17 protein-coding genes are annotated in these 23,975 nt (G+C 67.1%); 15 read left to right on the top strand and 2 right to left on the bottom strand.

The window, feature by feature from the left end; all coding sequences use genetic code 11:
* Positions 1–399: 399 nt before the first annotated feature.
* Entirely contained in the window at positions 400–1,374 is a 975-nt protein-coding gene (locus QX041_RS26180) for a Ku protein (RefSeq protein ID WP_315828270.1), read from the bottom strand.
* 255 nt (positions 1,375–1,629) lie between these two features.
* Between QX041_RS26180 and QX041_RS26175 the strand changes: the two genes are divergently transcribed.
* The 11 genes from QX041_RS26175 (at position 1,630) to QX041_RS26125 (ending at position 14,629) form a co-directional block, all read left to right on the top strand.
* Positions 1,630–1,782: a hypothetical protein gene (locus tag QX041_RS26175; RefSeq protein ID WP_315756472.1), complete on the top strand. Its 153-nt coding sequence runs from the start codon at positions 1,630–1,632 to the stop codon at positions 1,780–1,782.
* A 274-nt stretch (positions 1,783–2,056) separates the two neighbouring features.
* Positions 2,057–2,731, top strand: a complete 675-nt coding sequence (locus QX041_RS26170) for a response regulator transcription factor (protein ID WP_006614547.1) — start codon at positions 2,057–2,059, stop codon at positions 2,729–2,731.
* A gap of 62 nt (positions 2,732–2,793) precedes the next feature.
* The gene (locus tag QX041_RS26165; protein ID WP_316167019.1) at positions 2,794–4,170 is read left to right on the top strand and encodes a sensor histidine kinase; all 1,377 of its coding nucleotides are present in this window, start codon (positions 2,794–2,796) and stop codon (positions 4,168–4,170) included.
* 110 nt (positions 4,171–4,280) lie between these two features.
* Complete coding sequence (locus QX041_RS26160; protein WP_316167017.1) at positions 4,281–5,747, top strand: hypothetical protein; 1,467 nt, start codon at positions 4,281–4,283, stop codon at positions 5,745–5,747.
* A 106-nt stretch (positions 5,748–5,853) separates the two neighbouring features.
* Complete coding sequence (locus tag QX041_RS26155; protein WP_315716145.1) at positions 5,854–6,123, top strand: hypothetical protein; 270 nt, start codon at positions 5,854–5,856, stop codon at positions 6,121–6,123.
* 138 nt (positions 6,124–6,261) lie between these two features.
* On the top strand, positions 6,262–7,365 hold the full coding sequence (ccmI, locus tag QX041_RS26150; protein ID WP_315716146.1) for a c-type cytochrome biogenesis protein CcmI: 1,104 nt from the start codon (positions 6,262–6,264) through the stop codon (positions 7,363–7,365).
* A 31-nt stretch (positions 7,366–7,396) separates the two neighbouring features.
* A complete protein-coding gene (ccmE, locus tag QX041_RS26145) occupies positions 7,397–7,915 on the top strand; it encodes a cytochrome c maturation protein CcmE (RefSeq protein WP_315753052.1) in 519 nt (172 codons plus the stop codon).
* The gene (locus QX041_RS26140; protein WP_316167015.1) at positions 7,912–9,891 is read left to right on the top strand and encodes a heme lyase CcmF/NrfE family subunit; all 1,980 of its coding nucleotides are present in this window, start codon (positions 7,912–7,914) and stop codon (positions 9,889–9,891) included. Before ccmE ends, QX041_RS26140 begins: the two co-directional genes overlap by 4 nt.
* A gap of 5 nt (positions 9,892–9,896) precedes the next feature.
* A complete protein-coding gene (locus QX041_RS26135) occupies positions 9,897–10,382 on the top strand; it encodes a cytochrome c-type biogenesis protein (protein ID WP_316167013.1) in 486 nt (161 codons plus the stop codon).
* A 330-nt stretch (positions 10,383–10,712) separates the two neighbouring features.
* Positions 10,713–12,056: a HAMP domain-containing methyl-accepting chemotaxis protein gene (locus QX041_RS26130; RefSeq protein WP_316167011.1), complete on the top strand. Its 1,344-nt coding sequence runs from the start codon at positions 10,713–10,715 to the stop codon at positions 12,054–12,056.
* Between the two features lie 569 nt (positions 12,057–12,625).
* Positions 12,626–14,629, top strand: a complete 2,004-nt coding sequence (locus QX041_RS26125) for a methyl-accepting chemotaxis protein (RefSeq protein ID WP_316167010.1) — start codon at positions 12,626–12,628, stop codon at positions 14,627–14,629.
* Between the two features lie 422 nt (positions 14,630–15,051).
* Here QX041_RS26125 and QX041_RS26120 read toward each other — a convergent pair whose 3' ends face one another.
* Positions 15,052–15,753 (bottom strand): hypothetical protein, encoded by a 702-nt coding sequence (locus tag QX041_RS26120; RefSeq protein WP_315828277.1) that lies wholly within the window; start codon positions 15,751–15,753, stop codon positions 15,052–15,054.
* Positions 15,754–16,991: 1,238 nt separating this feature from the next.
* Between QX041_RS26120 and QX041_RS26115 the strand changes: the two genes are divergently transcribed.
* The 4 genes from QX041_RS26115 to QX041_RS26100 all read left to right on the top strand — a co-directional run bounded on the left by QX041_RS26115 (position 16,992) and on the right by QX041_RS26100 (position 23,942).
* The gene (locus QX041_RS26115) at positions 16,992–18,575 is read left to right on the top strand and encodes a Do family serine endopeptidase (protein ID WP_315828278.1); all 1,584 of its coding nucleotides are present in this window, start codon (positions 16,992–16,994) and stop codon (positions 18,573–18,575) included.
* A 288-nt stretch (positions 18,576–18,863) separates the two neighbouring features.
* Positions 18,864–19,544 carry a response regulator transcription factor gene (locus QX041_RS26110; protein WP_315716199.1) on the top strand — a complete coding sequence of 227 codons (681 nt, stop codon included), beginning with the start codon at positions 18,864–18,866 and terminating at the stop codon, positions 19,542–19,544.
* Positions 19,528–20,988 carry a sensor histidine kinase gene (locus tag QX041_RS26105; protein WP_315716154.1) on the top strand — a complete coding sequence of 487 codons (1,461 nt, stop codon included), beginning with the start codon at positions 19,528–19,530 and terminating at the stop codon, positions 20,986–20,988. Before QX041_RS26110 ends, QX041_RS26105 begins: the two co-directional genes overlap by 17 nt.
* Positions 20,985–23,942, top strand: a complete 2,958-nt coding sequence (locus QX041_RS26100; RefSeq protein WP_316167009.1) for a bifunctional [glutamine synthetase] adenylyltransferase/[glutamine synthetase]-adenylyl-L-tyrosine phosphorylase — start codon at positions 20,985–20,987, stop codon at positions 23,940–23,942. Before QX041_RS26105 ends, QX041_RS26100 begins: the two co-directional genes overlap by 4 nt.
* The last annotated feature ends 33 nt before the right edge of the window (positions 23,943–23,975 follow it).

Below are 23,975 nucleotides of genomic sequence, written 5' to 3'. Positions count from 1 at the left end.
GTCGTGCGGCTGGGACGACTTCGCCAGCGTCGTCCCGACCGATCAGGCACATCAATCTTCCATCAGGAAGCTTACGCCCGGATCACCATCCCGCGCCGCAGAGCTAGGTGCGACGTGATCATTCCGCAAGCATCGAAGTGATGTCGAAACGATCACAAATCCGCGCCTGATCGCCGGACCACCATCGCAGGATCGACTTACCTGACCTAGGCAGATATTTTTTCCACCAATTGGGGGGACGATCGATGCGGTGTCCTTGGTGGATGACCCGCAACACCACGCGCGATGGCGTGCCCACGGCAACAGCTGGAACTCGCCGTAGTCGCGGTCGAGCGACCGTTATGCACAGGGACCCGTGCGCCGCGCGAAGGTTCAGATGTCGTTCGCCGTATCGAAGCCTCAACTGGCCTTGCGTGAGCGTGCGGTGGTTCGTGCCGGCTTCTCCGACTTCTTCGGCTCCTCGGCCTTCTTCGGCTCGTCCTTGGCCTTCTTGCCGCTGATCGGCAGCAGCATCTCGCGCTGGCCTTCGACGCGCTTCTTCGGCTTCTTGGCCTTGGCCTTCGGCGCGGGGGCGCCAGCGGCGGGCGCCTTGTCACCCTCGCTGGCAAGGCTGCGCTTCAGGGCGTCCATCAGGTTGATGACGTTGCCGCTCGACTTCGGTGCAGCCTTGGCGGCGATGGTCACGCCGCTGCGCTTCTTGTTGATGAGCTCGATCAGCGCGGCCTCGTAGTGATCCTCGAAGTTCTCCGGCTGGAAGTCGGCAGATTTCTTCTCGACGATGTGCTTGGCGAGATCCAGCATGTCGCTGGTGATCTTCACATCCTGGATGTCGTCGAAATATTCTTCCTCGTTGCGCACCTCGTAAGGGTAGCGCAGCAGCGTTCCCATCAGGCCCTTGCCGAGCGGCTCCAGCGAGATGATGTGCTCGCGATTGGTGAGCACGACCCGGCCGATCGCGACCTTGTCCATGCTGCGGATGGTCTCGCGAATGACCGCGAAGGCGTCGTGGCCGACCTTGCCGTCGGGGACGAGATAATAGGGACGGATCAGATAGCGGCTGTCGATGTCGGTGCGCGGCACGAACTCGTCGATCTCGATCGTGTGCGTCGATTCCAGCGCGATGTCCTCGAGCTCGTCCTTGGTGACCTCGATGTAGGTGTCGGTGTCGACCTTGTAGCCCTTGACGATGTCGTCATTGGCGACTTCCTCGCCGGTCTCGGCATCGACCCTGCTGTATTTGATGCGGTGGCCGGTCTTGCGGTTGATCTGGTTGAAGGAGACCTTCTCGGACTCCGACGTCGCCGGATAGAGCGCGACCGGACAGGTCACGAGCGACAGGCGCAGAAAACCCTTCCAATTGGCGCGCGGGGCCATGACCTACTCCACTTAACTCCGAACTAACGGCTTGCTCCGAACCGGACTGCTGCGGGCGTCGTTCTCGCGGCAGCCGCGAGGATAACACCCGAGGCTGCGGATTCAACAAGCTGGCCGGCAGATTCTCGGATCGGCGTTAACCCGTCGCAGGGGGCGCCGCCCCGGAACATCATCTGGCTGCCGACGTTGCCAACGGGAGTGCGTGACAGACCGCTTCACCGCTCGGAATGCGAATAACAGTGAGCTGAGGGCACCATGGCAGCCAGACGACCGACGCAGATCGTCGAGACCCCCACCGAAGCGCGGCAGGGCGAGCCTGGACCGTCCGTCCTGGCGATCCTGGCCATCTCCACCGGACTGGCGCTGCTCGTCCTTGGCCTGATCTGGTTCGTGTTCTTCCGCACCTGACGCGAGGACCGTTCGATCCGCTCCATTGCGTGGCCGGGTAACGTCCGTCCGCGTCCCTCAGATCCGCGTTCGAGCCCCGCCATCCGTGCGGCGGGTCTTCTCATGCCCGTCTTTCAGAGCTTATATCCGCCCCAATTCTGTCGGCCCCTGCCGGCGGTCCCGATCGAGATGACCAAAAAGTAACCTGGTCGCTCGGGTTCCGTTCATGCACGGTTCACGGCCTTCCGGTTCATCTTGAGGGCGGAAATCGTGCAGTTCAGCTTTGGAGGCAAGCGTGCGTCTGCTCGTTGTCGAGGACGATCCGGATCTCAACCGTCAGCTCACCACGGCCCTGAGCGACGCCGGCTACGTCGTGGACCGTGCGTTCGATGGGGAGGAAGGGCACTATCTGGGCGACAGCGAGCCCTACGACGCTGTCGTGCTGGACATCGGCCTGCCCAAGATGGACGGCATTTCGGTGCTGGAGGCGTGGCGGCGCAATGGCCGGGCGATGCCGGTCTTGATTCTCACCGCGCGCGACCGCTGGAGCGACAAGGTCCAGGGCTTCGACGCCGGTGCCGACGACTACGTTGCCAAGCCCTTCCACCTGGAAGAGGTTCTGGCGCGCATCCGCGCGCTGCTGCGCCGCTCGGCCGGCCACGCCCAGAGCGAGCTGACCTGCGGGCCGGTCACCCTCGACACCCGCACCGGCAAGGTCAGCGTGTCGGGCAACCCCGTCAAGATGACCTCACACGAATACCGCCTGCTATCCTATCTGATGCATCATTCCGGCCGCGTCGTCTCGCGCAGCGAGCTGGTCGAGCATCTCTACGACCAGGACTTCGACCGCGACTCGAACACCATCGAGGTGTTCGTCGGCCGCATCAGGAAGAAGCTCGACTGCGACGTCATCCAGACCGTGCGCGGCCTCGGCTACCTGCTGACCCCGCCGCCGGCCGCAGGCGCCTGATCCGTTTCCGGAGCCAGCCATTCGAGGTGGCCGGGCGCCGGCCGTTTCGCTAGTTTGCGGTCATGCGCCAGAGTTCACTTGCCACCCGGTTGTTCCTGTCCGCGACCGCGTGGCTCGTGGTCATCCTCGCCATCACCGGCATCGTGCTGTCCTCGGTGTATCGCAATGCGACCGAGCGCGCCTTCGATCGCCGGCTCAACCTCTATCTCCGCACCCTGATCGCCGAGGTCGCCACCCCCGACGATCCGCCGGACCGCCAATTCCAGTCCTTGGGCGAGCCGCTGTTCGAGCTGCCGCTGTCCGGCTGGTACTGGCAGATCACCCGCACCGACGCCGAGAAGCCGGAGGTACGGGCCTCGCGCTCGCTGTGGGACAAGAAGCTGCCCAAGCTGGAGGAGCAGGGGATCGAGCTGACGGCGGCCGGGATCCGGATCGGCTATGTCGAAGGGCCGGAGAACCAGGACCTGCGCATGGTCGAGCGCCCGGTGGATCTCGGCTCCGACGGCAAGTTCCTGGTCAGCGTCGCCGGCGATGCCTCGGAGATCTTCGACGAGACCCGCAGCTTCGACTACTACCTCGGCGGCACCTTCACCGCGCTCGGGATCGTGCTGCTGCTCACGACCATCTTCCAGGTCCGCTATGGCCTCGCGCCGCTGAAACGCATCTCCGAATCGATCGCCGACATCCGGTCCGGGCGCGCCGAGCGGCTGGAAGGGGAGTTTCCGGTGGAGATCGCGCCGCTGGCCCGCGAGACCAATGCCCTGATCGACGCCAATCGCGAGATCGTCGAGCGGGCGCGCACGCATGTCGGCAATCTCGCCCATGCCATCAAGACGCCGCTCTCGGTCATCGTGAACGAAGCGGCGACCCATGCGGCGGACCCGTTCGCGGCCAAGGTGATGGAGCAGGCGGACGTCATGCGCGACCAGGTCGCTCACCACCTCGAGCGGGCGCGGATCGCCGCGCGCGTCACCATCGTGTCCACCGTGACGGAGGTGGCGCCGGCCGTCGAGGCGCTGCGCCGCACCATGGAAAAGATCTACCGCGACCGCAGCATCGTGGTCGAGGCGACCGCCGATCCCGCCGCGAGGTTTCGCGGCGAGCGCCAGGATCTGGAGGAGATGGTCGGCAATCTGGTCGACAATGCCTGCAAATGGGCGGCTTCGCGGGTCTCGGTCGAGCTCACCGTGGAGCCGCCGGCCCAGTCCGGGGCCTCGCCGATGCTGCGGATCGTGGTCGATGACGATGGCCGCGGCCTCTCGGCGGCCGAGCGCGCCCAGGTGCTGCGGCGCGGCCAGCGGCTGGACGAATCCAAGCCGGGGTCGGGGCTCGGGCTGTCGATCGTCACCGATCTGGCTGCGCTCTATGGCGGCCGCCTGACCCTGGGCGATGCCCCGACCGGGGGACTGCGGGCGGAGCTGAGACTTCCCGGCGTTTGACGGGGCGGCGAATTTCGCCATCCTAAAGGTGTTCTTAATACCGCGGACGCTATGGTTCGGGCAGGGGTGCGCGATGTGCGCTCTCGCCGTGGAAATTTGCACGCCGGCGCATGGGTCAGACAGCTCACGAGCGGTTAAGGGAATATCTCGGGCAGCTGCCGCCGAACGCGCAGTCGCTCCTGATGCGCGAATTCGAGCGCGCCATCGAGCGCGGCCAGGACGTCGCCGTGGCGACCCTGGTGCTCGAGCAGCTGCGCAAGGTGGTGCGGCCCGTCGCGCCGGCGGCTCCCGCTCCAGCAGCCGACCCGGCGCGGCCCCAACCCGCCATCGAGGTCGCCCGTCCGCAAGGCCGCGACGAGCGCCGCCAGAGCGGCGATGGCCCGCGTCGGCTGTTCCGGCCGCTCGACCCGTTCCTCACCGATTCCACCGGTCCTCTCCGTCCCGGCCAGATCCGCCGTGCCTCGCTGCTGCCGGTCTGGCAGTGGCTCGGTCGCGAAGGCGCGCCGGAGCGCTACGCCGAATTCGAGGCCGCGATGTCGGTCTCCGGCGACAGTTCGCGCGAGGTCGAGATGGCCGCACGCAAGCTGCAGCGCGCCGCCGCCGAGGCGCTGATGAACCTCGTCGGCCCCAACGCGACCGGCGACCGCCAGCGCGCGCTGGCCCGCATCGGCGCCCCCAGCGTGATCGAGGATCTGCTGCCGATCGCGCTGGTGCTGCAGAACCGCGAGGCGCTCGACGGCCTCAACGGCCGGCTGCCCGGCATCATCCGCGTGCTCGGCGATTCGCAGATTGCCTCCGTCACCGAAGCCATCAACGTGCCGTCGCTGCAGACGCCCTCGATGCTGCCGTTCGCACTGTCGCTGGTGATGCAGCGGCTCGCCGCGCCCTGGCAGATCATCCGTCTCGCCACCAAGATCGCCGCCTCCGATGACGAGATCAGGGTCGCCGCGACCCCGTTCGGCGTCGCCGTCACCATCGCGCTCAACGATCTCGCCGGTCTCGCCTCGGTGCTGCGCGCCGACATCCGGCGCGGTCATTTCTCCGATCTCGGCGATACGCTGAAGACGCTGCATGACGGCGTTCGCGGCCTGCGCACCGAGCTCGACCTGCGCTCGGATTCGAACTGGGGCAAGCAGCTCACCGCGATCCGCGCCGACATCTCCAATGCCCTGCAATCGGAGATCGACAGCGTGCCTGGCCGCGTCCGCCGCATCCTGCGCCAGCGCGCCGACAAGGACATTCCGGCCGGCGCCGGCGTCGATGGCAGCGAGGTCGAGGAGGTGGCGGCACTGATCGAGTTCGTTGCCGTCTGCCGCAACTATGCCAGCGAGCTCGCGATCAACGAGGTGACGCTGCGGACCTATTCCGATCTGCAGCAATATGTCGAGAAGGCCACCGAAGCGCTGGTGCAGTCGCTGCGCTCGGGCGACGCGCGGGCGCGCGCCTATCGGCAGTCGCAGGTGTCGGCGGCGATCCGCTTCTGTCACGTCCTGTTCGGCAACGACTACGCCCAATTGATGAGCAGGTCGGCCGAGAACGCGATGAACGGCGAGCGAAAATCCTCGCGCGCCGGTTGAGATTTTCTGCTAGTCTGTCGACGTTTTTGATTTTGCAATTTCAGGTTGACCTCGCCCCGGGGCCACGCATAGGTTCCGCCAAGTTCCATCCATTTTCATCAAGACCATGATTTCCGTCATCAACTTCGTCGAGGTCGAGAACCGCGTCGTCCGCGCGACCTATCGCAACCTCATGATCAAGGCCAAGGTCGTGCTCGTCGACAAGACGAGCGGGGCGCCACTTCCCGATCCCGTCACCACCATCGCCTCTCCGGTCCCGGTCGGGTCGCTGCGGATCAGGCTCACCGACCATGTCCGGCCGGGCACCTATTTCCTTATGGCCCTGAACGGGCACGGCAGCTATCTCGCCAAGAGCGCTGAGTTCGAGGTCCCCTAATTACGTAATCCTCCTGAGTTTTTTGGCGCGGACGGTTGCGCTACCACGGCGGCAAATGTGAATTGCCGCCGGGAACGGTGCTGGTTAAAAGCGGCGCGAGGCGCGCCTGCCGGTGGGCGCTGACTGGAACTCTGTCCGATGACTCTCTGGTTCGTGTTCGCCGTGATGACGGCCGCGGCGATCTTCGCCGTCCTGCTGCCGCTCGGCCTGGGCGCGCGGGCCGCGTCTGGCGGTCGCGAGGTCGTCGTCTACAAGGATCAGCTGGCCGAGATCGAGCGCGACGTCGAAACCGGGCTGATCGGCAAGGTCGAGGCGGAAGCCGCGCGGGTCGAGATCGGCCGCCGCCTTCTGGCCGCCGCGGACCAGGAGGGCGAGGCCGCGGGGAAGCCGAGCCTCGGCCTGCGCCGCGCGTCGGCCGTGCTGGCGCTGATCGGGGTGCCGATCGTGGCGCTCGCGGTCTACCTGCCGCTCGGCTCGCCGCAACTGCCGGATTTCCCGCTCACCGCACGCGCGGCGCCGCCCAACGGGACGCAGCCGCTGGAAACGCTGGTGGCGCAGGTCGAGCAGCACCTGCAGAAGAACCCGACCGACGGCCGCGGCTGGACCGTGCTCGCCCCGGTGCTGGCGCGGCTCGGCCGCACCGATGACGCGATTCGGGCCTATCGCAACATGATCACCTATGCCGGCGACGGCGCGGCCAAGCGCGCCGATCTCGGCGAGATGATCACGGCCGCCGCTGGCGGCGTCGTCACTGCCGAGGCCAAGGCGGAGTTCGAGCGGGCTCACGCGCTCGAGGCCGACGAGCCGAAGTCGAACTACTATCTCGGTCTCGCCGCCGAGCAGGACGGCCGCAAGGACGATGCGGCCAACATCTGGCGGGCGATGCTGGGCAAGGCGCCGGCGGATGCGCCGTGGCGGCCGCTGGTGACGGCGGCGCTCGGCCGGGTCGGCGGCGGCGAGGTGCCGGCGCTGCCGAGCGAGGCGATGGCCGCGGCCAAGAGCATGAGCGACGGTGACCGCGAGACGATGATCCGCGGCATGGTCGACCGGCTGGCGGCGCGGCTGAAGCAGAATGGCGACGACGTCGAGGGCTGGTTGCGCCTGGTGCGCGCCTATGTCGTGATGGGCGATCTCGACAAGGCCAAGGGGGCGTTGTCGGATGCGCGGCAGGCGGTGTCCGGCGATGCCGAGCGGTTGCGGCAGCTCAACGAGGGCGTGAAGACTTTCGGCTTGGATGGATGAGCGGCGCTTCCGCCGCCAACGGGATCAAGGGATGACACGCAAGCAGAGGCGTTTGACGATCATCGGCGGGGCGCTGTTCGTGCTCGCGGTCGCCGCAGGGCTGGTGCTCAACGCGCTGCGCGACTCCATCGTGTTCTTCTCGACCCCGACCATGGTCGCAGAGAAGCATATCGGCCCGGGCAAGCGCTTCCGGCTCGGCGGCCTGGTGCAGCCGGGCTCGCTGAAGCGCGGCGACGATCTCGCCGTCAGCTTCGAGGTCGCCGATGGCGGCGCCAAGCTGCCGGTCGCCTACAAGGGCATCCTGCCGGATCTGTTCCGCGAAGGGCAGGGCGTCGTCGCCGAGGGCGCGCTCGATGCCGACGGCGTGTTCAAGGCCGATACCGTGCTCGCCAAGCACGACGAGACCTACATGCCGAAGGAAGTGGCCGATGCCCTGAAGAAGCAGGGCCATTGGAAGGACGATTACGGCAAGCCGAAAGGCGGCGCCAAACCGGGCCCGGTGTCGATGCGCGAGGGCACTGACAAGAGCGCGGCAGGAGCGACGCAGTGATTGCAGAGAGCGGACATTACGCCCTGGTGCTGGCGCTTGCGCTGGCGCTGATCCAGTCCACCGTGCCGATGCTCGGCGCGCATCAGCGTGACGTCGCCCTGATGAATGTCGGCCGCTCGGCCGCGCTGGCGCAATTGCTGTTCGCCGGTCTCTCCTTCATCGCGCTGATCACCCTGCACGTGACCTCGGATTTCTCCGTCGCCAACGTGTTCGAGAACTCGCATTCGATGAAGCCGCTGCTCTACAAGATCACCGGCGTGTGGGGCAACCACGAAGGCTCGATGCTGCTGTGGGTGTCGATCCTGGCGCTGTTCGGCGCCATGGTCGCGGCCTTCGGCAACAACCTGCCGCTGTCCTTGCGCGCCCGCGTGCTCGCGGTCCAGGCCTGGGTGGCGACCGCGTTCTATCTCTTCATCCTGACCACATCGAATCCGTTCGCGCGGCTCGCCAACCCGCCGATCGAGGGCCGCGATCTCAATCCGGTGCTGCAGGACATCGGCCTCGCCGTGCATCCGCCGATGCTCTATCTCGGCTATGTCGGCTTCTCGATCTCGTTCTCGTTCGCAATCGCAGCCCTGCTCGAAGGCCGTATCGATGCCGCCTGGGCGCGCTGGGTGCGGCCGTGGACCCTGATGGCCTGGATCTTCCTGACGCTCGGCATCGCCATGGGTTCGTACTGGGCCTATTACGAGCTCGGCTGGGGCGGCTGGTGGTTCTGGGACCCGGTCGAGAACGCCTCGCTGATGCCCTGGCTCGCCGGCACCGCGCTGTTGCACTCCGCTGTCGTCATGGAGAAGCGCAACGCGCTCAAGGTCTGGACCATCCTGCTGTCGATCCTGACCTTCTCGCTGTCCCTGCTCGGCACCTTCCTGGTGCGCTCCGGCGTCATCACCTCGGTGCACGCCTTCGCCAGCGATCCGACGCGCGGCGTGTTCATCCTCGGCATCCTCGTGCTGTTCATCGGCGGCAGCCTGACGCTGTTCGCCGGCCGCGCCACCGCGCTGAAGCAGGGCGGCCTGTTCGCGCCGATCTCGCGCGAGGGCGCGCTGGTCTTGAACAATCTGCTGCTCACCGTGTCCTGCGCCACCGTGCTGTTCGGCACGCTGTACCCGGTGATCATGGAGGCGCTCGACTTCAAGCTCTCGGTCGGCGCGCCGTTCTACAACATCACCTTCGGCCCCTTGTTCGCGCTGTTGCTGCTGATGGTGCCGTTCGGCCCGATGCTGGCGTGGAAGCGCGGCGACCTCGTCGCGGCGACCCAACGGCTGCTCGCGGCCGGCGTCGTGGCGCTGGTGGCGATCGCGATCGTCTGGGCCTGGGCGCGCGGCGGCAGCGCGCTGGCGCCGCTCGGCATCGGTCTCGGCGTGTTCGTCATCACCGGCTCGGTCGTCGATCTGGTCGAGCGCAGCGGCGTGGCCCGCGTGCCGTTCAGGACCGCGCTGCACCGGACGGCCGGCCTGCCGCGCTCGGTGTGGGGCACGGCGTTCGCGCATGCCGGCCTCGGCATAGCGCTGCTCGGCATCGTCTGCGAGACCACCTGGAACAGCGAGCTGATCAGTACGCTGCGTCCGGGCGACGTCCGCAATCTCGCCGGCTACCAGATCAAGTTCGACGGCATGAGCCAGCGCCAGGGCCCGAATTTCAGCGAGGTCGTCAGCACCTTCGTCATCAGCGAGGACGGCAGGCAGCTCAGCGTCCTGACGCCGAGCAAGCGCAGCTTCGCCACCCGCGGCATGTCGACGACGGAAGCCGCCCTGATGACGCGCGGCGTCAGCCAGCTCTACGTCTCGCTCGGCGATGCCACCGCCGACGGCGGGCTGGCCGTGCGCATCTATCACAAGCCGCTGGTGCTCTTGATCTGGTTCGGTCCGGTGCTGATGGCGTTCGGCGGCCTGCTGTCGCTGTCCGACCGGCGCCTGCGCGTCGGCGCGCCGCGGCCGGCGCGTGCCGCGCGCGCGCTGCAGCCGGCGGAGTAGGGCGGATGCGACGCAGTCTTGGCTTCCTCGCGCTCGCGCTGCTGCTGTTGAGCTCGCCGGTGGCGCATGCGGTGCAGCCCGACGAGGTCATGTCGGACACCGCCAAGGAGCAGCGCGCCCGCGCGCTGTCGCGCGAGCTGCGCTGCATGGTCTGCCAGAACCAGTCGATCGACGATTCCGACGCGCCGCTGGCGCGCGACCTGCGCCTGCTGGTGCGCGAGCGTCTCGCCGCCGGTGATAGTGATAATCAAGTGCTCGACTTCCTGGTCGCGCGCTACGGCCAGTTCGTGCTGCTGAAGCCGCGGTTCGAGCGCCAGACCCTCCTGCTGTGGCTGCTGCCGCCGGTGCTGCTGCTCGGCGGTGGCCTGGCGCTGTGGTGGCAGGTCCGCCGCCGCGGCCAGCGCGGCGCGGAGGCCACGCCGAAGCTGACGGCCGAGGAGGAGGCGCGGCTCGCCGCGCTGATGGCCGCCGAGAAGCCGCCGGCGACGTGATGATCCGCTAACGCCACGATCCCCTGCCAGTTAGTTACTCCGTCATGCCCGGGCTTGACCCGGGCATCCACGTGGATCCCAGAGTGCCGGACGACGTGGATGGCCGGGTCAAGCCCGGCCATGACGACGGAGAGAGGCGGGCTGAAAGCGCGCGTGGTGCGAAGGCCGGCTGTCGCGAGTAAGAAGCGTGCGCAGCAAATGAGAACGCGCCGTCGATCCGCAAAACCCCCGTGCTTTCCCGTGCTCCGCACCTACCCGCGCTTTCAGCTTATTTTACCTTTGTCTGGAAGTGTGCGTTGACATTCCGTCTGACGTACCCGGGCAAAGCCGATGTTCTCCAACAGCAATCTGACGATCCGCTTCCTCGTGGGAGGCGTCGTCGCCTCTCTCCTCATGCTGTTGGCGATCGGCGGCGGCACCGGCTTCATCGCGGTGCTCTATCTCAACAACCAGATCACCAGCCTGTCGTCGGACTTCGCCAATCTCAGCGGCCCGGCGCGTGATCATGCGATGCTGATCTATCACCAGGCGCAGTCGGCGTTCTCCTACTTCCTGATGGCCTGCGCGGCCATCGCGGTGTTCGCCAGCGCCGTCTGCCTGATGACCTATGCCGCCGTGCAGAACGGCATCCTGCGCCCGCTCGCCGCGATGGTCTCGGCCATGCGCGACGTCGCCGACCAGAAATACGACACGCGCATTCCCGGCCTCGGCCTCAGCAACGAGATCGGCCAGCTCGCCGGCGCGCTCGAGGTGTTCAAGACCAACGGCATCGAGCGCCAGCGCCTCACCGCGCGCGAATTGCAGGAGGCGCAGCGCCAGGGCGAGCGCTCGCGCTTTCTCGACGGCCGCATCCATTCCTTCAACGACCTCGTCGCCAGCGTCGTCAGCAGCGTGGCGTCCTCGGCCATCCGGCTGAAGAGCAATGCCGAGACCCTGTCGCGCGCCGCCAACGATACCTCGGCCAAGGCCAATGCGGTCGAGGCCGCCGCCAACCACGCCAATCGCAGCGTCCAGACCGTGGCCGGCTCGACCGAGGAGATGACGAGCTCGATCGGCACCATCAGCCGCCGCGTCTCCGACGCCACCCAGCGCGCCGAGGGCGCGGCCTCGCAGGCCGAGAAGAGCAAGAACACCATCCACGCGCTGTCGGACGCCGCCGAGAAGATCGGGGCCGTGGTCCAGCTCGTGCAGGCGATCGCCTCGCAGACCAATTTGCTGGCGCTGAACGCCACCATCGAGGCCGCCCGCGCCGGCGAGGCCGGCCGGAGCTTTTCGGTCGTCGCCTCGGAGGTGAAGAACCTCGCCAACCAGACCAGCAAGGCGACCGACGAGATCTCGGCCCACGTCGCCAGCATCCAGGGCATCACCGCCGAGACCCGCGGCGCCATCGACGGCATCTCGACCACGCTCAGCGAGATCAGCGCCATCATGTCCGGCATCGAGGTCGACACCTCGCAGCAGCGCAACGCCACCCAGGACATCTCCCGGAGCGTCCAGGAAGCCGCCCGCGGCACCCTCGACGTCTCCAACCACATCGCCCAGATCAGCTCCACCTCCGCCGAAACCGGCCGCCTCGCCTCTGAGGCCCGCGACGCCGCCGGCGAGCTGTCGCAACAGGCCGAGACGCTGAAGCGCGAGGTGGATGCGTTCATCGTGAGCGTGAAGGCAAGCTGATCGGGCGGCTAGCGCCGCACGACAACAGCCAGCCATCATCTCCGCCGTCATTCCGGGGCATTCGCGGCACGCGAATGAGCCCGGAATCCATAACCACGAGCGGTTGTGGTGGCGACGGGCCGTTTCGGCGTATTGCTCCACCAACTGCGAGTCGTGGCTATGGATTCCGGGCTCGCGCTCACGCGCGCCCCGGAATGACGGCGGAGAGAGCGTCGTCCCCGCCATCACGCGAAGCCGTCACCCAGTCCTCCGCTGTCGTCCCTGCGAACGCAGGGACCCATAGCCACAGGGAGATGCTGTTGTGCGGGATGTCGGACCAGTCTTGTTTCACGACAACCGCCGCGGAGTATGGGTCCCTGCGTTCGCAGGGACGACATCGGAGTTGGTGGAGGCCGCTCGCGTCACACCGGCAGCTGCGAGCCGCGGCCGTCTAACCCGCTATTAGTAAATATCCCCCATCGTGCATACAGCATAGCTGTGAGTCGCCAGCCAGGCGGCCGATGCTGCGGGGCAGGCGCGTGGCGACGTCAGTTCGCCCGCCTGCCGCTCTTGGGGGAGCGGACGAGGACATGATGAGCTTGAAGATCAGGGGGCGTCTCTACGCCGGCTTTGCGGCGCTCATCGTCGCCGGTGCCGTGATGGCGGCCGTGGCGGTGTGGAACCTGTGGGCCGTGCGCGACCAGGTCGCGAGCATGTCGGCGCTGTCGGACGCGACCGCGCGCATCCTGCAGATCTCCAACCATTTGCAGGCGATCCAGCGCGCCAACCTGCGCTACATCCACGACGCCAACGAGCCGGCGCTCAAGGAGGCCGCCGAGCGCGAGGCGGCGGCGACCGCGCTGCTGCAGGCGGCCACCGCCGGTTGGCTGTCGGCGGAGCAGCGCAAGCTCTATGGCGATCTCACCGGCGAGATCGCGCAGATGAAGACCCAGCGCGATCAGTTGCAGGATGCGGTCAAGCAGATGAAGACCGGCCGCGCCGCGCTGCTGCCGGGCGGCGAGGACCTCGCCGCCAAGGCCGCCAAGCTGTCGATCGCCGCGCGCATCAGCAAGGAGCCGGAGGTCATGACCGCGGTCGCGGACATCGACGCCCGCCTGCAGCTCGTCCGCATCGCGACCTGGCGCTTCCTGGCGCTGCGCGACACCAAGTCCGCCTCCGCCTTCCGCGCCGGCGTCGACAATGTCGAGCAGCGGCTCGCCACGCTGGAGGGCGCGTCGCCGCCGGCGGGCGTGCTGGCCGCGATCGCGCCGGTGAGGGCCTCGCTGGAGCTGAACAAGACCGCGTTCGAGGCCACCGCCGCCGCCGCGCTGAAGTCCGAGGACATCTACGCCACCGCGATCGAGCCGCTGATCGCCCGGAGCATCGACACGCTCAAGGCCGCCGAGGCCGGCGTGAATGCCGACTATCACGCTTCTCGCGCGCGCGCCGAGGGCGCCATCGACAGCACCATCTCGCTGCAGATGCTGGTCGGCGCCGCCGCCATCCTGTTCGGCTGCCTCGTCGCGGTCCTGATCGCGCGCAGCATCGTCGGCCCGCTGGCGTCGATGACGCGGGCGATGGGGCGGCTCGCGAGCGGCGACGTCGCCGTCGAAATTCCCGGCCGCGGCGCCAGCGACGAGATCGGCGCCATGGCGACGGCGATCCAGGTGTTCAAGGACAACATGGCCGAGACCGAGCGGCTGCGCGCCGAGCATGCGGACGCCGAGGCGCGCCGCGAGCACGAGCGCCGGGACGACATGGCGAAGCTCGCCCGCCAGTTCGAGCAGGCGGTCGGCGAGATCGTCGATGCGGTGTCGCACGCCTCTAGCGAGCTCGAAGCCTCTGCCGGGACGCTGACCAGCACGGCCGCGCGCGGCCAGGACCTGTCGGCCGACGTCGCCGCCGCCTCGCAGGAGGCCTCGTCCAACGTGCAGACGGTGGCCTCCGCCGCCGAGCAGCTGTCGTCCTCGGTCAGCGAGATCTCCCGCCAAGTGCAGGAATCCGCGCGCATCGCCAGCGAGGCCGTGGCGCAGGCCAACCGCACCAATGAGCGCGTCGGCACCCTGTCGAAGGCCGCGACCCGCATCGGCGACGTGCTCGAGCTGATCAGTAGCATCGCCGGCCAGACCAATTTGCTGGCGCTCAACGCCACCATCGAGGCGGCGCGCGCGGGCGAAGCCGGCCGCGGCTTCGCGGTCGTCGCGGCCGAAGTCAAGGCGCTGGCCGAGCAGACCGCCAAGGCCACCGGCGAGATCGCCCAGCAGGTCTCCGGCATCCAGGCCGCCACCGCGGAGTCGGTCGGCTCGATCAAGGAGATCGGCAGCACCATCGGCCGCCTGTCGGAGATCGCAGCGGCCGTCTCCGCCGCCGTCGAAGAGCAGGGCGCCGCGACGCAAGAAATCTCCCGCAACGTCCAGCACGCCGCCAACGGCACCCAGCGCGTCTCCCGCAACATCGACGACGTGCAGCGGGGAGCGTCGGAGACGGGGTCTGCGTCGTCGCAGGTGCTGTCGGCGGCACGGTCGCTGTCGGCGGAGAGCGGGCGGCTGAAGCGCGAGGTGAGCAGGTTCCTTGGGTCGTTGCAGGTGGCGTGATGGGAGCACGGTGTGTAGCTCCGGCGTCGGACGAGTAGGGCGGATTAGCGCAGCGTAATCCGCCATCGCCACCCGACCACTAACGCGGCGGCTTACGTCTTCGGCTAAGCCGCCCTTCGGATCGTCGATGGGCGAGCCGTCACCAAGCGCTCCGCTGTCGTCCCGGACAAGCGTGCGCAGCACGCGCCGATCCGGGACCCATAACCACAGGAAGATGTCGTTGGCGAGATGTGGGACCAGTCGTTCTAAGCAAGGACCGCCGCGGATTATGGGTCCCCGCGTTCGCGGGGACGACGGTGGAGTTTGTGGCGGCTGCTCGCGTCACACCTGCGGCTGAAAATACATGGCGCGATCCGGGAACACACGAGCTTCAGAGATAAACCTTGGTGTCGCAACGTTCGTCCGGCTGTGCTTGCTCCTGATCATGCTGGCCAAGCCGATCGGAGAAGCGACAAAATAAACCGGACGTCGATGAAGTAAACGTGCTGATTTCCACCGCGTATCATTATTCCAGCAAGTCCTACGAAGTAGGAATTCCTGTCTCGTGCGATATGATAGATGGGGCCGCCACTCAAGCCGTCTTGAGAAAAAGGCGTCTTGCCTGTGATCTTTATACGATGCACATGCCGGGCATGGCTCGCTCCGATGTAGTTTCCGGTGGTGACTACCTGTTTTAGATGTACATGCGGGATCTCGTAGTCAACGCTTCGGTACTCCGTAGGATAACCAAACAGGTAGAATTGAGTGTCGGAATTTCCGTTCCACGCATCGCTCTCCTGGATTGGAAAGAATGCCGATTCAAGATTTGGAGATTGATAGTTTTCAGGCACGAACTCCATTGCCTGTAGATCGTTGAAATCTTCGTCAATACTGCTGCTATCGGTGCTTACGAAAAGAAGGCGCGATCCCGACACAAGTATCTTTCCGTCCTCGATTGGGATCGTGACATCATCAGGTGCGTAATCTTTCGTTTGGTGGCGACACCATAAAAGAAAGTACTTGTCGTGCCATCGAACTGCCGTTGCGGAGCCTAGAAAACAATATGGGAACTGCTCGTGGCCAGTGAGACAGAAAGTTTGCTTGGTGTACCTCGCCAGCACCGTTTCAGTGTTGCGAGCAGGCACCCATAGTCTTCCCACACGTACAGCAGAAGCTCCGACCCATAATGTGAGATTGCGTATCACTGTTGGGGCGCTCGCTTCGCGGCGTCGTCAAGCTGATTGGAGATGCCTGACAGCAATGCAATGACTGGCGAATTGAATCGCAAGCTAGAGTATCAGAGTTCATTCGGAGCGGGGTGTTGCCTGAAGTTGCAATCCCGAAAATTTATAGGGATTACGGCTGATCGTTTCCCGAATTTCGTTGCGGCCCTTCCTATTAGCCAAATCGTGGGGTCGTAAAATGGGTGGCTTTATTCCGAAAATCAAAAATCCTCTTGCGTTCTCCCCCAAATCACCCGTATCTTCCACCGCGTTCCGTACCGCTGAGGGAGCGTATCGCGATCGTCACGGACGCGGGTTGCGGAATGCGATGGACGCGGGCTGCCGCAGCGGGGCTTTGGCCTCGCCGACGAACGGCGGATCACGGATGTGAAATCGTGTGGTCCTGGTCGCCCGATGCTGCGGCCAAGCCGGTGGTGATGATCCGCCGGTGACGGGGGCAAGACAGCCGGTCCCCGGGGAGATCACGTATAACCGTTAACACCATCGCACAGGGAGGGCCGGGCGTGTTCGGCCAGACCTGTGGTACCTGCCGCCTGCATTTTTTTCCGCAGGCGGGCCACGGGCGCGGCCAGCGCCCGGCCTTCCCTGTGCCCTCGATGCGAGGGTGCGAGTTTGAAGGGCATGACTCGGGCGCGGGATGCGTCGCGAGGATGTGGAGGCTCGACGCGCGGTTAGTTTTCTCCACATGCTGTTTGATAGTGGGGATCAGGATAGTTGCTCCGGGCGTCATTGCGAGCGCACCGGACGGGTAGGCGGATGAGCGCAAGCGTCATCCGCCGGGGGCTGGCTCAGGTGCGGGCGGATGTGCGGCGGCTGGATCGGGGCTGTTGGAAAGGCGGCGGGTTACGCCTGCGGCCAACCCGCCCTACGGGGGTTACGACTTTGGTCGGACCGGCCAAAATGATGGCCGCTACGGGGCGGCCGGGACGTGGGCAAGCCCCTGGTCTCGCAAGGCTTTTCCGCCTCGCTCCACCATCTGCGCCATTCCGCCGCAGTGTTCGTGTCCATCCATTACAGAAGTTTAACGCCGCAGCCAGCACGCCGTAAGGCGGCAGCCCCCATCTTCACTGGCGAACGGGGCGCACAGCCCGGGACCCAAGTTTTAGACCTTGACCAAAATCGCTTGCGGAGAAAACCGTATGACTGACCGTCCGACCGACCTGTCCTCCCTTCCGTCCTATCGCCAGCCCCGGCGCGGGCTGTTCTCGGCGCGCAAGTTCGCGCTGATGGCCTCCGTCGTCGCGGGCCTCGGCGTCGCCGCCTATGGCCTGTCGCCGCAGGGGGCGCCGCTCGACCTGTTCTCGACCTCGGCCCATGCGCAGGTCGCCAACGAGGTCAGCAAGGTCGCGCGCCCGGTCGGCTTTGCCGACATCGTGGAGCGGGTGAAGCCGTCGGTGATTTCGGTCAAGGTCAACATCGCCGAGAAGGTCGCCAAGGACGACAGCGACGACGATACGCCGTTCCAGCCGGGCTCGCCGATGGAGCGCTTCTTCCGCCGCTTCGGCGGTGAGAACGGCATTCCCGGCATGCCGGGTCGCGGCGGCCGCGGTGGCGGTCGCGCCGTGACCGGGCAGGGCTCCGGCTTCTTCATCTCCGCCGACGGCTATGCCGTGACCAACAACCACGTGGTCGACGGCGCCAACAAGGTCGAGGTGACGACCGACGACGGCAAGACCTACAGCGCCAAGGTGATCGGCACCGACCCGCGCACGGATCTGGCGCTGATCAAGGTCGAGGGCAGCACGAACTTCCCGTTCGCCAAGCTCGCCGACGGCAAGCCGCGGATCGGCGACTGGGTGCTGGCGGTCGGCAACCCGTTCGGCCTCGGCGGCACGGTGACGGCCGGCATCGTCTCGGCGGTGGGCCGCGACATCGGCAACGGCCCGTATGACGATTTCATCCAGATCGACGCGCCCGTGAACAAGGGCAATTCCGGCGGTCCGGCGTTCGATGTCGACGGCAATGTCGTCGGCGTCAACACCGCGATCTACTCGCCCTCCGGCGGCAGCGTCGGCATCGCGTTCTCGATCCCCGCCTCGACGGTGAAGAGCGTGGTGGCGCAGCTCAAGGACAACGGCTCGGTCAGCCGCGGCTGGATCGGCGTGCAGATCCAACCGGTGACGCAGGACATCGCCGACAGCCTCGGCATGAAGAAGGCCGAGGGCGCGCTGGTCGCCGAGCCCCAGGCCAACGGCCCGGCGGCGAAGGCGGGCATCCAGTCCGGCGACGTCATCACCGCGGTCAACGGCGAGCCGGTGAAGGACGCGCGTGAGCTCGCCCGCACCATCGGCGGCATCGCGCCGGGCGCCTCGGTCAAGCTCAACGTCCTGCACAAGGGCGAGGACAAGACCATCAACCTGACGCTCGGCAAGCTGCCGAACACGATCGAGGCCAAGGCCGACACCGGCGGCGACAATGCGAGCCCGACCCGCGGCGCCGACGTGCCGAAGCTCGGCATGACCGTGGCGCCCGCGTCGAGCGTCGCCGGCGCCGGCAAGGACGGCGTCGTCGTCACCGAGGTCGATCCGAAGAGCGCGGCCGCCGATCGCGGCTTCAAGGAAGGCGACGTCATCCTGGAGGTCGCGGGCAAGTCGGTGACCTCGGCCGGTGACGTGCGCGAAGCGATCAACGCCGCCAAGGCCGACAACAAGAACAGCGTGCTGATGCGTGTGAAGAGCGGCGGGCAGTCGCGCTTCGTCGCGGTGCCGCTGGCCAAGGGCTGAGCGAGGGCCAAGGCCCTTACGAGATAAGGCCCTTACGAGATGGGAGACCGCCGGCATGTGCCCCCGCGCCGGTGGCTCTTCCTGGGGGCGGGCTTAAAGTTCCGCTCCCGCAAACCTTCCGTTGGACAACGCCCCCCCTCCGTCGGAAGGAACTCGGGCGGTGAGGTCCCCCAGCCTCACCGCCCACTTTGCTGCCGATCAACCCCGGGCCCATGCCGCCTTGCACGGAAACGGCGGCCGGTCCATGTAGATGGACATCGAACCGTGACCGCCGCCCCCGTTTCCGCAATGCGCCTCCTGATCATCGAAGACGACCGCGAGTCCGCCGACTATCTGGTCAAGGCGTTCCGCGAGGTCGGACATGTCGCAGACCTCGCCAGCGACGGCGAGGAGGGGCTCGCCATGGCCGACAGCGGGGATTACGACGTGCTGGTGGTCGACCGCATGCTGCCCAAGCGCGACGGCCTGTCGCTGATCGGCGCGCTGCGCGACAAGGGCAACCGGACGCCCGTGCTCATTCTGTCGGCGCTCGGCCAGGTCGATGACCGCATCAAGGGCCTGCGCGCCGGCGGCGACGATTATCTGCCGAAGCCCTATGCCTTCGCCGAGCTGCTCGCCCGCGTCGAGGTGCTGTCGCGCCGCCACGGCGGCCCGGCCGAGGAGACCACCTACAAGGTCGGCGATCTCGAGCTCGATCGCCTGTCGCACCGGGTCGCGCGTGGCAAGGATGAGCTGACGCTGCAGCCGCGCGAGTTCCGCCTGCTCGAATATCTCATGAAGCATGCCGGGCAGGTGGTGACGCGCACGATGCTGCTGGAGAACGTCTGGGACTATCATTTCGATCCGCAGACCAACGTGATCGACGTCCACATCTCGCGGCTGCGCTCCAAGATCGACAAGGGGTTCGACCGCCCGCTGCTCCACACCATCCGCGGCGCGGGGTACATGATCCGTGACGGCCTTCGGTAAGCTGATCCGCACCACGGCGTTCCGGCTGACGCTGGTCTATCTGCTGTTGTTTGCGCTGTTCGCCGCCTCGCTGCTCGGTTATTTCGCCTGGAACACCCGCCGGCTCATCACCGAGCAGATCTCGACCACGGTCACCTCCGAGATCAGCGAGATGACCGACATCTTCGCCCGCTGGGGCCTGCGCGGAATCGTCGGCGCGATCGAGAGCCGCGCGCTGCGGCCGGGCGCCAATCTCTATCTCATCACCACGCCGACCGGGCAGGCGATCGCCGGCAATGTCGGCTCGCTGGCGCCGGGCGTGATGGGCTCGTCCGGCTGGTCGGAGACGTTCTACCGGCGGCTCGACGACAGCACCGAGCACAGCCATCGCGCGCTGGTGTATGTCACGCAGCTCTCCAGCGGTTTTCGGCTTTTGATCGGCCGCGATCTCGAGGAGCGCCGCCGCCTGTTCGGCATCGTCGCCAAGGCGGCGCAATGGTCGGTACTGGTGGTGGTGGTGCTCGGCATCGGCGGCGGCATCTTTGTCGCGCGGCGCGTGCTGCACCGGATCGATGCCATGACCGGCACGACGCGGCGGATCATGGATGGCGATCTCTCCGGCCGTCTGCCGGTCGGGCGCAGCGGCGACGAGCTCGATCGCCTGGCGGAAAATCTCAACGCGATGCTGGAGCGCATCGAGGCGCTGATGACCGGCCTCAAGGAGGTCTCCGACAACATCGCGCATGATCTCAAGACGCCGCTGACGCGGTTGCGCAACCGCGCCGAGGAGGCGCTGGCGAAGTCGCGCTCCGAGGACGAATATCGCGCGGCGCTGGAGCGCACGATCGAGGAATCCGACGGCCTGATCCGCACGTTCAACGCGCTCTTGATGATCGCGCGGGCGGAGTCCGGGCAGGCGCGCGGCGACATGGTCGAGTTCGATGCGGCCGAGGTCGCCGGCGGCATCCACGAATTGTACGAGCCGCTGGCCGAGGACAATGAGATGACCTTGCGGGTCAAGGCCGCGGCCGCGCCGGTGCATGGCAATCGCGAGCTGATCAGCCAGGCGCTCGCCAATCTCGTCGAGAACGCGATCAAATACGGCAAGCCGGCGGCGCTGCCGCTCGATGCCGCCGCCGCCGCTGATAGCCGCGAAATCCTGATCGAGGCGCGGCGCGAGGGCGGACAGGTGCTGCTCAGCGTGACCGATCATGGCGAGGGCATTCCCGAGGCCGAGCGCAAGCGCGCCGTCGAGCGTTTCGTGCGGCTGGAGGCGAGCCGCACTTTGCCCGGTTCCGGCCTCGGTCTCAGCTTGGCGTCCGCCGTCGCGACCCTGCATGGCGGCGAGCTCCGGCTCGCCGATGCCAGGCCGGGGCTGATCGCGACGCTGGTGCTGCCGGCTGGTGCCGGCGTGCCCGCGAAGCTTGCGGCGCCGGCGCAGGATGTGCCACAGAAGGCCGCATGATCTCATCCGCGCCGGGAAACGCGGACGGGCAGATGCTGGCCGAACGTTTCGTTGCCGGCCCACATGTCCGTGCGCCCGACAAAGCCGAACAGCGCCTCCACGAGTGGCTCGCCGAGCTCGAGCCGTCCTTGGCCGCCTCGCTCCACCAGCTGCTCGCCGACGGCTGGCCGCGAACCATCCTGCTCGGGATTGCCGAGTGCTCGCCCTATCTGTTCGATCTCGTCCGCGCCGACGGCCATCGCCTGGACCGTCTCTTGCGCAGCGAGCCGCAGGCGCATCTCGCCGAGCGGATCGCCCGCACCGGGCGCGAGGTGTTTGCCGCTTCCAGCGAAGCCGAGGTGATGAGCCTGCTGCGGCGGCTGAAATCCGAGGCGGCGCTCTTGATCGCGCTGTGCGACATCGGCGGCGTCTGGCCGGTTATGCAGGTGACGGCGGGGCTGACCGACGTCGCGGTGTCCTCGGTGCAGATGGCGCTGCGGTATCTGCTGCGCCTGGAGACGGTGCGCGGCCGGCTCGCGCCCGTCGATGCCGACGATCCGGAGCAGGGCAGCGGCCTGTTCGTGCTCGCGATGGGCAAGATGGGGGCGGGCGAGCTCAACTATTCGAGCGACATCGACCTGATCGTGTTCTTCGATCCCGAGATCAACTCGCTGGCGCGCGACATCGAGCCGCAGCCGTTCTTCGTCCGCGTGACGCAAGCGATGGCGCGGCTGCTGCAGAGCCGCACCGCGGACGGCTATGTGTTCCGCGTCGATCTCCGGCTGCGGCCGGATCCGGCCTCGACGCAGGTGGCGATGTCGACCGAGGCAGCGCTGCATTACTACGAGCGCGAGGGCCGCACCTGGGAACGCGCCGCGATGATCAAGGCGCGGGTCTGTGCCGGCGACGTCGTCGCGGGCGAGGCGATGCTGGCGGAGCTGTCGCCGTTCGTATGGCGCAAGCATCTCGACTTCCAGGCGCTGACCGACGTCCACGACATGAAGCGGCAGATGCAGGTCTATCGCGGCCACAGCGAGATCGCGGTCGAAGGCCACAACGTCAAGGTCGGGCGCGGCGGCATCCGCGAGATCGAGTTCTTTGCCCAGACTCAGCAGTTGATCGCCGGCGGCCGTCATCCCGAGCTGCGCGTCCGTCCGACTTTGCAGGCGCTCGACGTGCTCACCGCCAGCAAGTGGATCACGGAGCAGGCGCGCGACGAGCTCACCACGGCTTATGAGTTCCTGCGCAGGGTCGAGCACCGGCTGCAGATGATGGCGGACGAGCAGATCCACAGCCTGCCCGACGATGTCGAGGGCGTGAGCCGCTTCGCATGCTTCTTCGGCTACGACAGCCGCGAGCGGTTCGCGACCGATCTGCTGTTCCATCTCGACGTCGTGCAGGGACATTACGCCAGGCTGTTCGAGGGCGATCCCACCGGCACCGTCAGCCTGCCGGCGGTGAACTACGGCGCCGGTCCCGACGAGCCGCGCCTGATGGAGCATCTTGCCGGATTGGGCTTCCGCGATCCGGTGATGGTCGCCAAGACCCTGCAGCAATGGCTGGCGGGCGAGTACCGCGTGTTCCGCACGGATGCGACGCGCACCGCGTTCACCGATTTCCTGCCCGCGCTGATCGATGGCCTCGCGCATGCCGACGAGCCGGATCGCGCCGTCGTGGCCTTCGACCGCTTCCTGCAGGCGCTGCAACTCGGCGGCCGCCTGATCACCCTGCTCGGGCAGAACCGCGATCTCGTGGCGCTCGTCGCGCTCGTGCTCGGGGCGGCGCCCCGGCTCGGCGACATGCTGGCGCGGCAGCCGCGGCTGATGGACGGCCTGATCGATCCGCGCTTCTTCGGCGCGATCCCCGACCGGCGCGAATTGTCAGAGCGGCTGGCGTCGACGCTAAAGGATGCCGGGACCTATGAGGAGTTTCTCGATCGTCTCAGGCTGTTCGGCCAGGAGAGCCTGTTCCTAATCGGCACGCGCATCCTCTCCGGCACGGTGTCGGCGCAGCAGGCCGGCACCGCCTTCGCCGACGTCGCCGAGGGCATCGTGCACACCGTGCATGATCTCGTGACGGAGCGCTTCGCCGCCCAGCACGGCCGCATCAAGGGCCAGGAGACCGCGATCGTCGCGATGGGGCGGCTCGGCGCGCGCGAAATGACGGCTTCGTCCGATCTCGACCTGATCCTGCTCTACGACTTCGACGGCGATGCGCCGGATTCCGACGGCGAGCGCTCGCTGCAGGGCGCGCACTACTTCGCGCGCTTCACCCAGCGGCTGATCTCGGCCTTCACCTCGCGCACCAATTACGGCGTGCTCTACGATATCGACATGCGGCTGCGGCCGTCGGGCCGCGCCGGCCCGCTGGCCTCGCACATCGACTCCTTTGCGCATTACCAGGAGCAGGAGGCGTGGACCTGGGAGCACATGGCGCTGACGCGGGCACGGGTGATCTCGGCGTCGCCGGCGTTTCGGGCCCGGATTGAGGAGATCATCCAGGCCGCGCTGCAGCGTCCGCGCGACAGGAGCGCGATCGCGCGCGACGTCGCCGACATGCGCCGCGCGATCGCGGCCGAGAAGGGCGAGGCCGATCTGTGGGACCTCAAGCACGCCGCCGGCGGCATGGTCGACATCGACTTCGTCGCGCAATATCTGCAGCTCGTCCATGCCGCGACGACGCCGGAGATTCTCGATGTCAGCACGCTTGCGGTGCTCGACAATGCCGAGCGGCTCGGCGTGCTGCCGCGCGCTGAAGCCGTGATCCTGCGTCAGGCCGCGCGGCTGTATCACGATCTGACGCAGATCGTGCGGCTGTGCGTCAGCGACAAGTTCAAGCCGGATCAGGCCGGCGAGGACCTGCTGCGGGTGATGGCCCGGGCGGGCGACGCGCCGGATTTCTCGGCGCTCGAGGCGCGGCTGCGCGAAACGCAGACCGAAGTGCGGCGCGTGTTCACCGCACTCGTGGAGGGATGACCCGACCAGCCGCGCGGTAGGACGGCCGGCCGC

Origin of the sequence: Bradyrhizobium sp. SZCCHNRI2009 (assembly GCF_032485115.1) — a bacterium.
Classification (GTDB): domain Bacteria; phylum Pseudomonadota; class Alphaproteobacteria; order Rhizobiales; family Xanthobacteraceae; genus Bradyrhizobium.
Note: the sequence above shows the minus strand (reverse complement) of the source record. Positions and strands in the feature narration are given on the sequence as shown.